General features: G+C 43.2%; 14 protein-coding genes. 8 read left to right on the forward strand and 6 right to left on the reverse strand.

Annotated features, from left to right (window positions below; genetic code table 11):
- Positions 1 to 224 precede the first annotated feature (224 nt).
- Positions 225 to 944: an AzlC family ABC transporter permease gene (locus CRO17_RS02105; RefSeq protein ID WP_097038805.1), complete on the forward strand. Its 720-nt coding sequence runs from the start codon at positions 225 to 227 to the stop codon at positions 942 to 944.
- Positions 941 to 1,270 carry an AzlD domain-containing protein gene (locus CRO17_RS02110; protein ID WP_097038806.1) on the forward strand — a complete coding sequence of 110 codons (330 nt, stop codon included), beginning with the start codon at positions 941 to 943 and terminating at the stop codon, positions 1,268 to 1,270. Before CRO17_RS02105 ends, CRO17_RS02110 begins: the two co-directional genes overlap by 4 nt.
- Before the next feature lie 24 nt (positions 1,271 to 1,294).
- Here the strand turns inward: CRO17_RS02110 and CRO17_RS02115 are convergent, their stop codons facing one another.
- Complete coding sequence (locus CRO17_RS02115) at positions 1,295 to 2,653, reverse strand: MFS transporter (protein WP_097038807.1); 1,359 nt, start codon at positions 2,651 to 2,653, stop codon at positions 1,295 to 1,297.
- Positions 2,654 to 3,207: 554 nt separating this feature from the next.
- Between CRO17_RS02115 and CRO17_RS02120 the strand changes: the two genes are divergently transcribed.
- From CRO17_RS02120 to CRO17_RS02135, 4 genes are all read left to right on the forward strand, one after another.
- A complete protein-coding gene (locus CRO17_RS02120; RefSeq protein WP_097038808.1) occupies positions 3,208 to 4,020 on the forward strand; it encodes an amino acid ABC transporter substrate-binding protein in 813 nt (270 codons plus the stop codon).
- On the forward strand, positions 4,007 to 4,705 hold the full coding sequence (locus CRO17_RS02125) for an amino acid ABC transporter permease (protein WP_097038809.1): 699 nt from the start codon (positions 4,007 to 4,009) through the stop codon (positions 4,703 to 4,705). The genes CRO17_RS02120 and CRO17_RS02125 overlap by 14 nt, the downstream gene beginning before the upstream one ends.
- A gap of 12 nt (positions 4,706 to 4,717) precedes the next feature.
- Positions 4,718 to 5,464 carry an amino acid ABC transporter ATP-binding protein gene (locus CRO17_RS02130; protein ID WP_097038810.1) on the forward strand — a complete coding sequence of 249 codons (747 nt, stop codon included), beginning with the start codon at positions 4,718 to 4,720 and terminating at the stop codon, positions 5,462 to 5,464.
- A 209-nt stretch (positions 5,465 to 5,673) separates the two neighbouring features.
- Positions 5,674 to 6,441 carry an SDR family NAD(P)-dependent oxidoreductase gene (locus tag CRO17_RS02135; protein ID WP_097038811.1) on the forward strand — a complete coding sequence of 256 codons (768 nt, stop codon included), beginning with the start codon at positions 5,674 to 5,676 and terminating at the stop codon, positions 6,439 to 6,441.
- A gap of 164 nt (positions 6,442 to 6,605) precedes the next feature.
- Here the strand turns inward: CRO17_RS02135 and CRO17_RS02140 are convergent, their stop codons facing one another.
- The 3 genes from CRO17_RS02140 to CRO17_RS02150 form a co-directional block, all read right to left on the reverse strand.
- Complete coding sequence (locus CRO17_RS02140) at positions 6,606 to 7,538, reverse strand: aldo/keto reductase (RefSeq protein ID WP_097038812.1); 933 nt, start codon at positions 7,536 to 7,538, stop codon at positions 6,606 to 6,608.
- Positions 7,539 to 7,634: 96 nt separating this feature from the next.
- A complete protein-coding gene (locus tag CRO17_RS02145; RefSeq protein WP_097038813.1) occupies positions 7,635 to 9,833 on the reverse strand; it encodes an MMPL family transporter in 2,199 nt (732 codons plus the stop codon).
- Positions 9,834 to 9,906: 73 nt separating this feature from the next.
- Positions 9,907 to 10,515, reverse strand: a complete 609-nt coding sequence (locus tag CRO17_RS02150; protein ID WP_097038814.1) for a TetR/AcrR family transcriptional regulator — start codon at positions 10,513 to 10,515, stop codon at positions 9,907 to 9,909.
- Positions 10,516 to 10,627: 112 nt separating this feature from the next.
- Here CRO17_RS02150 and CRO17_RS02155 point away from each other — a divergent pair, with 112 nt between their 5' ends.
- Entirely contained in the window at positions 10,628 to 11,563 is a 936-nt protein-coding gene (locus CRO17_RS02155) for an alpha/beta hydrolase (protein ID WP_097038816.1), read from the forward strand.
- Between the two features lie 158 nt (positions 11,564 to 11,721).
- Positions 11,722 to 13,206, forward strand: a complete 1,485-nt coding sequence (locus CRO17_RS02160; RefSeq protein ID WP_097038818.1) for an aldehyde dehydrogenase family protein — start codon at positions 11,722 to 11,724, stop codon at positions 13,204 to 13,206.
- A 73-nt stretch (positions 13,207 to 13,279) separates the two neighbouring features.
- On the opposite strand, the gene CRO17_RS02165 is transcribed toward CRO17_RS02160, so the two are convergent.
- Together CRO17_RS02165 and CRO17_RS02170 are read right to left on the reverse strand one after the other, a co-directional pair.
- Positions 13,280 to 13,483 carry a hypothetical protein gene (locus tag CRO17_RS02165; RefSeq protein ID WP_097038820.1) on the reverse strand — a complete coding sequence of 68 codons (204 nt, stop codon included), beginning with the start codon at positions 13,481 to 13,483 and terminating at the stop codon, positions 13,280 to 13,282.
- Positions 13,484 to 13,626: 143 nt separating this feature from the next.
- Positions 13,627 to 14,232, reverse strand: coding sequence for an alpha/beta hydrolase (locus CRO17_RS02170; protein WP_097038822.1), 606 nt, complete (start codon positions 14,230 to 14,232; stop codon positions 13,627 to 13,629).
- Between the last annotated feature and the right edge of the window lie 10 nt (positions 14,233 to 14,242).

Genomic DNA, 14,242 nt, shown 5'->3' on the forward strand with positions numbered 1-14,242 from the left:
TCCTGAAGGTTAATAAGGAGAAATAATAAGGTTCTATTTTCAGCGGGCTCTTAGAAGGGAAGTAGGCTATTTAAAGTAAGCGTATTATTATCATTTAGTGAAAGAGAAATGAGATAAAGAAATGATTATGAGAGGTCAAGAATGCTTATTTCAACAGCCGCTGCTCTTTGATATACTATCTTTTATAGAGAAACGGAACGGATAAGACAGAGAGGGGGGGCATAGTGGAAGCGGTAGGGAAGGCACGAGAGAAAGTCCGATTAGATTTTAAGCAGGGAGTTAAGGATTGTATCCCTACTTTGCTAGGATACATTAGTATTGGGATTGCAGCAGGTGTAGTCGGTGTTGCAGCTGGAATGAGTGCATTGGAAGTGGCATTGCTGGCTGTTCTCGTTTACGCGGGTTCTGCTCAATTCATTTTTGCAGCATTATTTCTGGATGGGAGTCCAGCTGCGGCTATTATTCTGACGACGTTTATCGTAAATCTGCGCCATTTTCTGATGAGTGCTACACTAGCACCTCATTTTACGTTTTATTCTGTCAGACGCAACATTGGGATTGGCATTCTGCTGACGGATGAGACATTTGGTGTGGCTGCTGGTAAATTACAGCAAAAGCAGCCTATGTCGGTGAGCTGGATGAATGGATTAAATATGACGGCGTATCTATGCTGGATTATGGCTTGTACAGCGGGTGCATTATTCGGCAACTGGATTGCTGAACCGGAAATGTTTGGTCTTGATTTTGCACTAACAGCGATGTTCCTTGCGTTGCTCGTACTGCAGCTGGATGCTATCGAATCAGAAAAAATAAAGCACTATATCAAGCTTGTCCTCTGTATTGCTATTCTGATGCTGATACTGTCCTGTTTCATGAGTTCGCATGTGGCGGTGCTGCTGGCAACGGTAATCGGAGCGACAATTGGAGTGATAACAGAAAAATGAGTATTTCCTTGCCCATGCTATTGCTGATAGCCGCTTGTGCTGCTGTGACAGCATTACCGCGGATATTACCTTTTCTAATCATCCGAAACTTAAAACTGCCTGTATCAGTAATGAAATGGCTATCCTATATACCTATCTGCATCTTAACCGCATTGGTTGTATCCAATATAATAGAAGAAGGAAATCCAATTTCATTGGATTGGCAAACAATCACTGTCATGATTCCCACGTTACTAGTCGCACTATGGACAAAAAGCTTGCTGCTCACGGTGCTGTTTGGTGTTGTATTGATGGCGGTTTTGCGCTTTATTCTAGTACTAGTCTAACTATCAAACAGTCGGAAAAAGGATTTAATTAGCAGGTTCATCCAATCGTTTTGCATAGACCGCGGACAAGCTAAATGTGATGCCAGTTACAGTCAGAATGATCATTAGTGTATGAAAGCCAGCCAGTGAAAGATCCGTGCCAAAAACAATAGCTAATACAACGGAAGAGAGAATTGACCCAATATACCGGCAAGTTTGGAAGAGACCAGAGCTTGTTCCTGTAAGGTGGTCAGGTGAAGCGTCCAGCATGGCGGCTTGTAAGGTAACATTTCCAATTCCGTAGCTGATACCAAGGAATATGAGGAGAACAGCCAGATTTATGAGTGTAAGATGCTGTGAAATGAAAACAAGAACAGCAGGTCCCCCGAACATAAGGATGCCCCCAACAATTGTAGGTACGCTTGTACCAGCACGGTCAATCCAGCGCCCCATTAGGAAGGCGACAAGTGTGCTTGCCCCGGAAAGAAACATCATCATTAGTCCGCTTGTTTTGAGACTAAATTGCATCACATCCTGGAAGAAGCTCGGTAAGCCAAAAAAGAGGCTGTAGTTGAATATATTCAATAAGATAAATTGAATATAGACAAGTGTAAGGCGTCGGTTAGTTCGCAGTAACCTTACATCGATAAATGGATGAGCTGCTTTCAATTCCCTCACAAAAAAGGCTGCAAGCGATACCATTCCTACGCCAAGCGGAACCCAATGCAAACCATGTTCAAAGGAAAGCAGAAAATAAAGCAAAAAGCTCATCCCGATAGCAAAGAAGCCAATGCCAATGCTGTCCAGCTGCTTCCAAAAGGCCCGGAAGGTGTAATGTGTGGTTTCTGGATCCTTAGGAACAGCGAACCATGTTAATAGGAAACTTAGCAAAATAAATGGAGCATTCACAGTGAAAATTGCCGGCCAGCCGCCAAAGTCAATCAGAAAACCGCCTGCTGTTGGGCCAAATGCCAGCATGGAAGACGTGAAAATCGACAAAATGGCTAAAGCAGATGCTTGCTTTTCATGGATATGTTTTCGAACAAGCGCCATGCCGGCCGGATAAATGGCGCTGCTGCCAACTGCTTGAAACAAGCGCATTCCCAGCAGTACCATAAATGTTCCTGCAAAAGGTGCACCGACTGCAGAAACAGCAACTAGCAAGAGACCGATCAGCAGCATTTTGCGCCTCCCGATCAAATCACCGACTTTGCCGGCGATTGGAACCACGATAGCACTGGCAAGATAATAAGTGGAAATTAGCCACGAAACAGTTGCAAAGCTTAGAGAAAATTCATGCTGAATACTGTGCAATGCTAACGATATCATAGAAGAATTCAGCGGATTAAGCATCGTGCCGGTCGCAATAGCTGTCAGGAAGAGTCCTCGCTGCTTTTTATTCATTTGATCATCTCAAAGCATACTCTTGCCGTTGGAGATAATCTAATCCAAAGAAAGACAAGCTGATGCGTTATTTGATGAGTTTTTTGGGTAACACTAGCTGTAGCTTTCGTATTTTCAGCTTGTTTTGTATGCAGTATAAATATTGATTGATTAGTGCCGGTTGAATAGCGCATGTTTAATACCTCCAGAGTTTCTCTGCTGTTTAATGTGACCAGTTGATGGATGAAATACACATGCTTCTTGTTCGTATATGCTGCATTTTTTGATTGGTAAACGCTGTAACGAATACACAACAACAAATTCATGCTTATATGACATGCTCTGCCAGCTGATTGGGTACAAGGAAAAGAGAATAAAACAGATAGAAAAAGTAATATTTTGCGTCCTGGACAGTTGTTAAATAAGTCTGCATGACTGCTCATTAATGCGTTTATACTAACAAGAAGAGCACATGTACAATCCTGATTAAAATACTCAGACTTATTTCTTTACTTTTCCTGATGTTGGCCTTACACTGTTGAAAGTTAAAATTTATAGAAAAGGGCGTTTTGCACATGAAAAAAGCACTATTAGGTTTGTTATTTTTGTCGATATTCGCAATTCTTGCTGCTTGTGGAAACGGAGATGACTCTGCATCGGATCCCAAAGACAACGGCAACCTATGGCAAGAAGTGAAAGATGAAGGAGTCATTACAGTTGGAACGGAAGGCACATACGCTCCGTTCACTTTCCATAACGATAATGGTGAATTGACTGGCTATGATGTAGATGTCATGAAAGAAATCGGCGAGCACCTTGGCTTGGATGTGAAGTTTGAGGAAACGCAATGGGATTCCATGTTCTCTGGTTTGAACAGTGAACGTTTTGATGTTATTGCGAACCAAGTAGGTAAAGGAGAAAATAACGAACGAGTAGACCAATATGACTTCTCTGATCCTTACACGCAGTCTCAATCTGTTGTTGTAACGGCTGCAGATAACAACGACATTACTTCTATTGAAGATGTAGAAGGTAAAACATCTGCGCAGTCATTGACAAGCAATTACAATACCCGTGCAGAAGAGGCAGGAGCAAAAATTGAAGGTGTAGAAGGTTTAGCGCAATCCATTCAGCTGATTGAACAGGGCCGCGTTGATCTGACATTCAATGATAAGCTGGCAGTACTTGATTATCTGAACAATACAGAGAAAGATGCACCAGTAAAGATTGCCTTTGAGGCTGGAGAATCAACAGAAACTTACTTCACTTTCCGTAAAGGCAGCGGTGAAATAGTTGAGCAGTTCAATAAGGCACTTGATGAAATGCGTGAAGATGGTACGTTAGCAGAAATTTCAACGAAATGGTTTGGCGAAGATGTTAACAAATAATATGGTACTCGGCGGGATTGTCATCCCTTGGGAGCTCATGCAGCAGTCATTCTGGCCGATACTGATTGAGGGGATCAAGGTAACGATCCCCTTGACCCTTATTTCATTCTTTATTGGTATGATTATCGCACTTATTACAGCTTTAGTTAGAATCTCGAAGATTAAGCCTTTAAAGTGGATTTTTAATATCTATGTCTCTGCTATCCGAGGAACGCCGCTGCTCGTGCAGTTATTCATAATCTTTTATTTGCTTCCAGAATTAAATGTAACACTTGATCCCTATCCGACAGCGATCATTGCCTTTTCTCTAAACGTCGGGGCATATGCATCAGAGATTATCCGAGCGTCCATCCTTTCCGTACCAAAAGGACAGTGGGAAGCAGGCTATACAATCGGGATGTCTTACCGGAAAACGTTATTCCGCGTTATACTTCCGCAGGCATTACGTGTCTCGGTCCCGCCATTGTCTAATAGCTTTATCGGTTTAGTAAAAGAAACATCTTTGGCATCACAAATCCTCGTAACCGAACTGTTTCGTAAATCACAGCAGATTGGTGCGACAAACTTAGATCAGATTGTATATATATATATTTTGGCTGCCTTCATTTATTGGATTATCTGCTTCATTTTATCACTGGCACAGCATCAGCTTGAACGCAGATTAGACCGCTACACAGTAAGGTGAGGAGGGGTAGCTATGTTTGCAGTAAAAGGTCTGAAGAAAACATTCGGAAATAATACCGTACTAAAATCCATTGATATGCAAGTGGATAAAGGAAAAGTAATCGCCATCCTTGGCCCATCTGGCTCGGGTAAAACAACTTTGTTACGCTGCTTAAATGCGCTGGAAATTCCAGATGAAGGCATTGTCGGTTTTGAAGATCATCAAGTGGATTTCAGTCAAAAAGTGAAGCAGCAATCGTTAATCCAGCTTCGCCGTAAATCTGGAATGGTGTTTCAATCCTATAACTTGTTTCCGCATCGGACAGTACTGGAGAACATTATGGAAGGACCAGTACAAGTACAGAAACGCGACAAAAAAACAGTTAGAGAAGAAGCGATTGAGCTGCTTGATAAAGTAGGGCTGAAAGATAAAAAGGATTTGTATCCATACCAGCTTTCAGGCGGACAGCAGCAGCGAGTCGGCATTGCCCGAGCACTTGCCATTAAGCCTGAACTCATGCTTTTTGATGAACCAACATCAGCACTTGACCCGGAATTAATCGGAGAAGTGCTGCGTGTCATGCGAGATCTAGCTGATGAAGGCTGGACAATGGTTGTTGTAACACATGAGATTAAATTCGCGCAGGAAATTGCCGATGAAGTTATCTTTATCGATGGTGGTGTCATTGTGGAGCAAGGAGCACCAGCAGAAGTGCTCTCGAACCCGAAAGAAGAACGCACCCAGCGCTTCCTGCACCGTATATTGAATCCCACAGATTAAACGAGATAGTAACGAATTGTCTTGGTCATAATAAGAAACCGAACTTATGGAATTTCTTTGTTAAGAATTCTATGAGTTCGGTTTTTTATGTAAGCAATCTATTTAGAGTGAATGTGATGTTACTGTAAATTCAAGCAATTATATTGAAAAAAGTAACTTAGTTACGGATAATAAGTGTAAAGTTACATACTCTGAAAGGGGATCTGAACATGGAATTCAACAATAAAGTCGTACTTATAACTGGGGCAGCAGGCGGTATTGGTATCGCAGCAGCTAAGAAATTTGCAGCAGAAGGAGCTAAATTGGCGCTCGTAGATCTCTCTCAAGAAGCACTGGAAAAAGCAGCAGCATCTATTGATGGAGAAAAAATATTGCTGACAGCTAACGTTGCAAAAGAAGAAGAAGTAGCAAATTATGTTCAAAAAACAAAAGAGCATTTCGGCCATATTGATGTTTTCGTTAATAATGCAGGTATCAACGGCGAATTTGGAAATATTGTAGATTCCTCAGTTGAGAATCTTGAAAAAGTATTAAGTGTAAATGTAGTAGGTGCTTACCTGGGATTGAAGCATGTGCTGAAGGTCATGACAGAACAGAAGAGCGGTGCTGTTGTAAATACAGCTTCTAATGGCGGATTACTTGGCGCACCTGGTATGAGTGCTTACATCGCATCAAAACATGCGTTAATTGGTATCAATAAAACAGCTGCATTGGAAGTGGCTGACTATGGCGTACGCGTGAATGCTGTAGCGCCGTCTGGTGTAGACACAGCGATGATGCGTTCAATTGAAACAAATGCAGCTAAAGGACATGAAGAAGAAGCAAGAAAAGGCTTTGAAGCCAGCGTTCCAATGAACCGCTATGCAACAGCTGAAGAGATTGCTGACCTGATGCTCTTCCTGGCATCTGATAAAGCATCATTCATTACTGGTTCTTATTATCGAATCGACGGCGGACAAGGAACTACATCTGCATAATAAGCACAGGGCAAGGACAATAGTGTTTTCTTACACAAAGGGGAGCACAGGATGCTGCATTGTAAAGACACGCAGCAAGCTTGTTCAGTCCAAAGGTCTATGGGATTTAAACAAACGTTTATTTAAACAAGAAAAAGCGGATGCTGCTGCATCCGCTTTATTTCTTATCGGAAGATATTGCTGATTGTTTCTATATCTTGATCAGTCAATTTCACGTCTAATGTTTTCAGGTTGTTTATTACTTGGTCCGGACGTTTTGCTCCGGGTATGATGGAGTCAATGCTGTCATGTGTCAGGTACCAAGCCAGAACAATGTGTGCTATTTCTGCATCTTTTTTTGCTGCGATGTCGCGAAGCTGATCAACTTTTTTCAGGTTTTGCTTAAATACATCTCCTTGGAAAAGTGGATCTTTTGCACGCAAGTCATCGAAAGTTGTATTCTCATCATACTTACCGCCAAGCAATCCGGAAGCGAGCGGGAAATAAGGGACGAAAGAGATATTGTTTTCTGCTGTATATGGTAGCAGGTCCTGCTCTGCACCACGCTTGAATAGGTTGTATTCAGCTTGCAGTACATCTACATAGCCATCCACGTTTGCCTCTTTTAGCTGCTCTATAGAGAAGTTGGACACGCCGATAGCGCGTATCTTTCCTTGATCCTTTAGTTCCTTCAACGCGCCGACGGCTTCTGCTTTAGGCGTTTCTTCATCAGGGAAATGGATATAGAACAAGTCAATGTAATCTGTCTGCAAACGTTTTAAAGCACTTTCTACAGAGTCTTTCAAGAATTTCGGTGAATTGTCCATGACAGTGTCGTCACCAATAATCTTATGTGCTGCTTTTGTTGCGATAACGAGATCCTCGCGTCTACCGCTTTCCTTCACAACTTGCCCAACAAGCTCTTCTGAACGTTCTGGTCCGTAAATATAAGCTGTGTCAAAGAAATTCATATCGTTTTCAATGGCTTGGCGAACCACATCTTTCCCGCGTTCCTCATCAAGATTCGGGTAAAGATTGTGGCCTCCAACTGCATTTGTACCAAGACCAATTGGATTTACATACAAACCGGATTTACCTAATTTCACACGTTCTGGCATTTCTCACTCAGCTCCTTTTATATGTCTATATCTACTGTAGCAAAAGGAGACAAGCTAATGGAAAGGATTTGCTTGCAGAAATAACCAGCTTGTTATTTAGCCGTGTGCTTTTTGTTTATTTTCTTCTGTTTGCTCCATCCGTTTCTTCCATGGCCAGAATGCCCATTTGCCAAGAATAGCTGTGATGGCAGGAACTAGGAATGGACGGACTAGGAAGGTGTCGAGCAGAACACCGATTGCGGTAATTGTTCCAAAATGTACAAGAATTTGAATTGGCAAAGTCGTTAATACAGCAAAAGTTGCCGCTAGAATTAAACCAGCAGATGTAATAACGCCGCCAGTATGAGCAACGCCATCGGCTATGGCTTGTTTAATCGGCATGGTCTTACTGCGCTTCCAGATGCTTGAAATCATGAAGATATTATAATCTTCTCCAAGTGCCACTATGAACACGAAAGCATAAAGCGGGATAAAGCCTTGGATTGCGTCAACACCGAATCCGTAATGCAAGATGAGCCAGCCCAGTCCCAAAGCACTGAAAAAGGACAGCAGAACGGTTGCGACAAGATAAATCGTAGCCGTAACAGAACGCAAGTAGGTTAGCAGCAACAAAGTAATAAAGCCGATAACAATTGGGATAATCCATTTTTCATCATGCTTGGTAACTTGCTGCGTGTCATATTGTTCAGCAGTCTGACCGCCAATCCAGACAGTGTTAGAGCTGCCAGTTACATCAGCGACAGCTTTACGAATGGCTGGTATGTGCGCCATTGCGTCATTCGAATAAGGATTTTCTTCTAGTTCCAGCTGGATGCGAATCAATTGATTGTCTGTTTCTGCTTGTTCCGGCTCCATCACAGCAGCTGCATAAGGCAAGTCAGCTAAAGTGGTGCGTACAGCTTCTGGGTCATCTGTTTTTGCGATAACCGACACAGGAGCCAATTCACCAGCATTCATATGTTCTGTTAAGATGCCGAAGCCTTCTTTGGACGGCATATCATCTGGGAAGGAAGAGAGTGTATCATATGTGTACGTAATACGAGACGCCATACCGGCCAAAATGCCAAGTACTATTACTGTCGCAATAGCAATTTTCCACGGATGACGGATGACCATATTCCCGATGCTTTTGCCAAACTTATTGTGCGGTTTCTTCGTGCGAACCGGCTTTCCTTTTTTCTGTGCGCGTTTTTCCTGCATCTCTTCCGTTCTAGGGATAAATGGGAAGAAGGAGGCGCGGCCAATGATCGTCAATAATGCTGGTACTAGCGTAAGGCTTGCCAGCAGCATGATGAAGATGGCAATTGCAAACGGGATAGCGAACCGATTGATAGATCCGTAATTAGCAACTAGCAAAACGAGCATGGCAGCGATGACAGTTAGCCCGCTCATTGCAATAGCGCCGCCCGCAGAGGTAAGCGAGCGAACAATTGCGGTCTTCCTGCTTTTTATTTCCCACAGATTTTCTCGGAAGCGATTAATTAAGAATAGGCAGTAGTCAGTACCTGCACCAAATAACAGTACTGTCATGATGGCAAGACCTTGTGAATCAAAAGAAATTAATTCTGCTTTTCCTAATGCTCCCAGGATAGGACTGATAACTAAATAGGCAAACCCCACTCCAACTAAAGGTATTAAAGCAAGAATAGGAGAACGATAGATTACCAGCAAAAAGATTAAAACAATGAAGACGGTGCCGAACAAGAGCGTTGTATCTCCCTGTGAAAAGAGACTAACCGCATCCACTGCGATACCAGCAGGGCCTGTTGCGCGAACAAGTAAATCGCTGCTGTTCAACTTCTGTTTGAATGGATTTTGCTCGAATATCTCATTTGCTGTATCTTCGACTTCCGCCAGCCCTGCTTCTACAGTTTCCGTTGCTGTGCCGCTTTCAAAGACAATCGGCATAACGAGTGTTGTCCCATCATCGGAAAGCTGTTCCTTCAAAGCAGGAAGCGGTATATCTTGAAGCGGTGTTACAGTTGCAGCTTCAATATCTGCATCTTGCAGCTTTGCACTGAATTGCTGAATTGTCTTCAAATCTTGATCAGATAATCCATTTTCTTGGTGCCACGTTAATAAAGCGGGCAGTCCGCTGTTAGTTGAGAACTCCTCCTCAATAATACGAGCTGCTTCTTCACTATTTGTGTCGTTTAAGAATGTTTCTGCTTGTGCATCTTCTTGGGAATTTGCATGTGGCAAAGTGAGATTTAATACAAGTGCAAGTACAATCCAGACCGCAACAATGACCCAGCGGCCATATTTTCCACTAATCAAACTGCCGAACTTTTTCAAATCTCATTCCTCCTGACTAATTTATCAACTGATAAGTTATACTCAAAAAATAAAAGATTATGCATATAATCTTTTATTTTTTGCGAATCCCGTCAAACAGGATGTCGACTAGCATAGTTGATTTCTTTTCGGCAAATTCGCGACGTGCTTCATAATCCTGCTTCGATGGAGGCAGGAAGGACTTCATCATTTCCAGCACAAAGAAGGAGAGCTCCATCGGCGGTGCGGATGGAAGCGACATGACATCCCCTTTGGCAATTCCTTCTGTCAGTGTCTGCATGACGGGGTTAAAGTAGCTGCGCATCCACCAGTCCTGAATCGTTTGGCGATGCTCCTCATCAATTTCATATTGCAGATCGTGAAACATCTGTGTCATATCGCCTTGATGGTTCATAATCATAAAGTACGCAATACGCTGGATGCGCTCTCTGCTGTTAGCATAATCTTGGAGAACATCCGTCATCGCTCGCTCTGTTTGCACCATAATCGTGCGGACGACCTCTAAGTAGATGGCTTGCTTGTTCGGAAAATGATGGTATAAAGCTGGCTGGGTAATGCCGCATTCTTCTGCAATCCGCCGAGTCGAGATTGCTCGGTACCCGTGCGACATAAAGAGACGTTCAGCTGTCGCAATAATGGTGCGCTGTGTTTGTTCAGCGGATACTTCTTTTTTTCTAGCCATAATAACTGCCCTCTTTAATAACTTATCACTTGATAAGTTAACTCATTTTGTTTTAAAAAGCAACGATTAGTTATACTTATTGTAAAATAGAATACAAAAAGGGGGTAGTAATATGGGGAGAAAAGGATTACTTCTTTCTGCTGCGTGTTTGGTGACAGGCTATTCAGCAGTTGTTACCGCGCTTGTAAACAGGGAGCTGCGCCGGATGAAACCTTTCACTGAAGAAGAAACAATAAAGCGAGAGGCGGAGGCAGGGCGCTTTAATCAAGCTGCTTATGATGCATTGCAAAAAGAGGAATTCAGTGTGGACTCCACTTGTGGACATATTTATGGTACCCATTACATAGCTGACCCCGATTCTCGCTATGTGATGGTTATTTCACACGGAGTAGCAGTGAATAAATATAACTCTGTGAAGTACATGGATATCTTTCTGGATATGGGCTATAATGTCGTTCTTTATGATCAGCGTATGCATGGACAATCTGATGGAAACAGCATCACTTACGGCTATCATGAACGAGATGATCTTGCGCAAGTAATCAAATGGACGAAAGAACGGTACGATTATGATTTGAAGCTTGGTGTACATGGTGAGTCAATGGGAGCGGCTACAACACTTTTATATGCCGGAACTGTTGAGGATGGCGCTGATTTCTACATTGCCGACTGCCCGTATAGTGACTTTGCTGAGCAGGTCGCCTACCGGCTGAAGGTACAATTCCACCTGCCGCGTCAGCTGTTTCTGCCAGCTGCAGAATTTGTAGTCCAGCGTACGGACGGTTATCGCTTTCGAGATGTTTCACCGATACATTCTGTAGCGAATATTGAAAAGCCAGTCTTATTCCTAAGCAGTCTGCCGGATGCTTATATACCAGTTCAGATGACAAAGGATTTATATGCAAGAAAAGAGAATGGCTATAAACAGCTGCATCTATTCCCACAAGGAGATCACGCCATGTCCTTAGCTGAAAACAAACAGGAATATATACAGGTTGTGCAGGAATTTTTAGATAAGATCGGAATGGAAGCTCAGCCAGTCGGCTGAGCTTTTCTATGTCGAAATTTAGCGGACAATTCTTCTAGGCTCTTCGTTGCTATCTAGAGGGAAAGGGTGCTACTATAGCACATGTAAGCGGTACCCATAAGACTTATCTCGCATCACGACGCTTAGACAAAATTAGAAACTATTCTGAGGAGGATTCTATGAGTCAATTAGCAGCAGGTATGCACGAGAAAGTGGAGCGTTTTCTAAATGGGTCAAAGAAGCTGTACATTAATGGGGAGTTTGTCACGAGTGCTTCGGAAAAAACGTTTGAATCGTTTAACCCGGCAACGGGCGAAGTATTAGCAACTGTTTATGAGGCAGGAGCAGAGGATATTAATCGTGCTGTAAAAGCTGCGCGTGAGGCATTTGATGAAGGACCTTGGACGACAATGACAGCTGCAGAGCGCAGCCGAATTATGTACAAGCTGGCAGACTTAATGGAGGAGCATGCAGATGCACTTGCCCAGCTGGAAACGCTGGACAATGGGAAGCCGATTAGAGAAACGACAAACGCGGACATTCCGCTGGCAATTGAACACATGCGCTATTACGCAGGCTGGACAACAAAAATTGTTGGACAGACAATCCCCGTAAATGGTCCATATTTTAACTATACAAGACATGAAGCGCTTGGTGTGGTAGGGCAAATTATACCGTGGAATTTTCCGCTCCTGATGGCAATGTGGAAGCTTGGTGCAGCTTTAGCAGCCGGTTGTACGGTCGTATTAAAGCCTGCTGAACAAACACCGTTATCCGCCTTATACTTAGCAGAATTAGCACAAGAAGCAGGGTTTCCTCCAGGAGTACTCAATATTGTGCCTGGATTCGGAGAAACAGCTGGACAGCCGCTAGTGGATCATCCACATGTGGATAAGATTGCTTTCACTGGCTCTACGAGTGTAGGAAAACAAATCATGGCAAATGCTTCAAAGACACTTAAACGGGTGACATTGGAGCTTGGAGGCAAGTCACCGAATATTGTCCTGCCAGATGCTGACCTGACAAAAGCGATCCCTGGTACACTGAACGGAGTTATGTTTAACCAAGGGCAAGTGTGCTGTGCAGGATCTCGTGTCTTTATTCAAAAGAAACAATTTGATAATGTCATTTCCGATATGGCAGCGCACGCAGAGAAAATTAAACAAGGAGCAGGAATTCATGCCGATACAGAAATCGGACCACTTGTTTCGCTGGAGCAGCAGGAGCGTGTATTAGGATATATTGAAAAAGGCAGAAATGAAGGTGCTGAGCTCGTTACTGGCGGCGCAAAGCCGCAGGAGCAAGGATATTTCGTTTCGCCAACGATTTTTGCAGACGTACATGATGATATGACGATAGCGAAGGAAGAAATCTTCGGACCGGTCATATCGGCCATGCCATATGATGACCTGGATGATTTAATTCGACGTGCCAATAACAGTGAATACGGATTAGCTGCTGGCGTTTGGACACAAGATGTAACCAAAGCGCATTACATTGCCAATAAGCTTCGTGCCGGAACAGTATGGGTGAACTGCTATAACGCTTTTGACGCAGCTTCTCCATTTGGCGGCTATAAGCAATCCGGCATTGGCAGGGAAATGGGCTCGTATGCATTGGACAACTATACAGAAGTAAAGAGTGTTTGGATTGGGATGGATTAAAGAAGAAGAGCCTGCGCTAAATAGCGCAGGCTCTGTTTATTTGTGGGCAATTTTCCGAGCAGAGATGCAAGACTCAGCTGGATGTATTAACGCGCTGCCTGGCTGTCTTTACTATTGATGCTATTCCGCTTATAAAAATACCGATACCTAGCAGCAGATAAAGCAGTGATCTGTCCATTTCCTTCCATCCAATTATGGAAGAGCAGATAACTGCTAAAGCAAATAAAGCGATAATAGAGTTAAAGATTAGTGAGAATCTCTTATATGATTTGTTCATATTTATTCTCCTTCCTAGACGAGGTATTTCTCTGAAGTGTTCGGATGAATAAATCCGATTTCCTTTACATACCAATATACCACATTTTGGTATGCAGCCGCTAGTTATTCCCATAAACAAAAGCATACGCCTCAGGCGTATACTTAAAAGTGTTTCCGATACCAAGCTGCGGCAGCTTGAACTTCTGTCTGAGTTAGGCTGTGACCGTTATTTTCCCAGTGGATAGCTGTATCTGCACCTGCATCTTTCAGCATCTGTTCTAGGTCAGTTGCTTCTGATTTTGGACAAATGGGATCATTCGTACCTGCTGTAATCAGTACAGGAGTTCCTTGCTGCTGCGCCAATGTGATATTCCGTCTAGGGACCATTGGATGATGGAGGATGGCTCCTTTTAGCGGATTGGAATAATGATATAACAGACTGGCAGCAATGTTAGCGCCATTTGAATAACCTGCTGCGATAATATTATTTCGATCAAAGTTATACTTCTCTGCGGCTTCATCAAGAAAACTGCGTAATTCTTTTGTGCGAGCAATTAAATCTTCTTCATCGAATACGCCTTCAGCTAATCTTCTGAAAAAGCGAGGCATGCCGTTTTCGGAGACATTTCCACGTACACTTAATATGCCCGCCTCCGGATCTATTATATCAGCGAGCGGCAGCAAATCCTGCTCGGTACCACCTGTACCGTGGAGCAGGAGAAATACAGGTTTGTCTGCTTGTTTGGCAGGTTTGAAAATATGCTTCATACGTAACTCC

The sequence above is a fragment of the Terribacillus aidingensis genome, assembly GCF_900215625.1.
In the GTDB taxonomy this organism is placed as follows: domain Bacteria; phylum Bacillota; class Bacilli; order Bacillales; family Amphibacillaceae; genus Terribacillus; species Terribacillus aidingensis.

What these genes read in the sequence shown, in the direction of transcription:
- CRO17_RS02110 (WP_097038806.1), top strand. Translation starts at nt 941, where the DNA reads ATGAGTATTTCCTTGCCCATGCTATTGCTGATAGCCGCTTGTGCTGCT.
- CRO17_RS02115 (WP_097038807.1), bottom strand. Translation starts at nt 2,653, where the DNA reads ATGAATAAAAAGCAGCGAGGACTCTTCCTGACAGCTATTGCGACCGGC.
- CRO17_RS02120 (WP_097038808.1), top strand. Translation starts at nt 3,208, where the DNA reads ATGAAAAAAGCACTATTAGGTTTGTTATTTTTGTCGATATTCGCAATT.
- CRO17_RS02125 (WP_097038809.1), top strand. Translation starts at nt 4,007, where the DNA reads ATGTTAACAAATAATATGGTACTCGGCGGGATTGTCATCCCTTGGGAG.
- CRO17_RS02130 (WP_097038810.1), top strand. Translation starts at nt 4,718, where the DNA reads ATGTTTGCAGTAAAAGGTCTGAAGAAAACATTCGGAAATAATACCGTA.
- CRO17_RS02135 (WP_097038811.1), top strand. Translation starts at nt 5,674, where the DNA reads ATGGAATTCAACAATAAAGTCGTACTTATAACTGGGGCAGCAGGCGGT.
- CRO17_RS02140 (WP_097038812.1), bottom strand. Translation starts at nt 7,538, where the DNA reads ATGCCAGAACGTGTGAAATTAGGTAAATCCGGTTTGTATGTAAATCCA.
- CRO17_RS02150 (WP_097038814.1), bottom strand. Translation starts at nt 10,515, where the DNA reads ATGGCTAGAAAAAAAGAAGTATCCGCTGAACAAACACAGCGCACCATT.
- CRO17_RS02155 (WP_097038816.1), top strand. Translation starts at nt 10,628, where the DNA reads ATGGGGAGAAAAGGATTACTTCTTTCTGCTGCGTGTTTGGTGACAGGC.
- CRO17_RS02160 (WP_097038818.1), top strand. Translation starts at nt 11,722, where the DNA reads ATGAGTCAATTAGCAGCAGGTATGCACGAGAAAGTGGAGCGTTTTCTA.
- CRO17_RS02165 (WP_097038820.1), bottom strand. Translation starts at nt 13,483, where the DNA reads ATGAACAAATCATATAAGAGATTCTCACTAATCTTTAACTCTATTATC.
- CRO17_RS02170 (WP_097038822.1), bottom strand. Translation starts at nt 14,232, where the DNA reads ATGAAGCATATTTTCAAACCTGCCAAACAAGCAGACAAACCTGTATTT.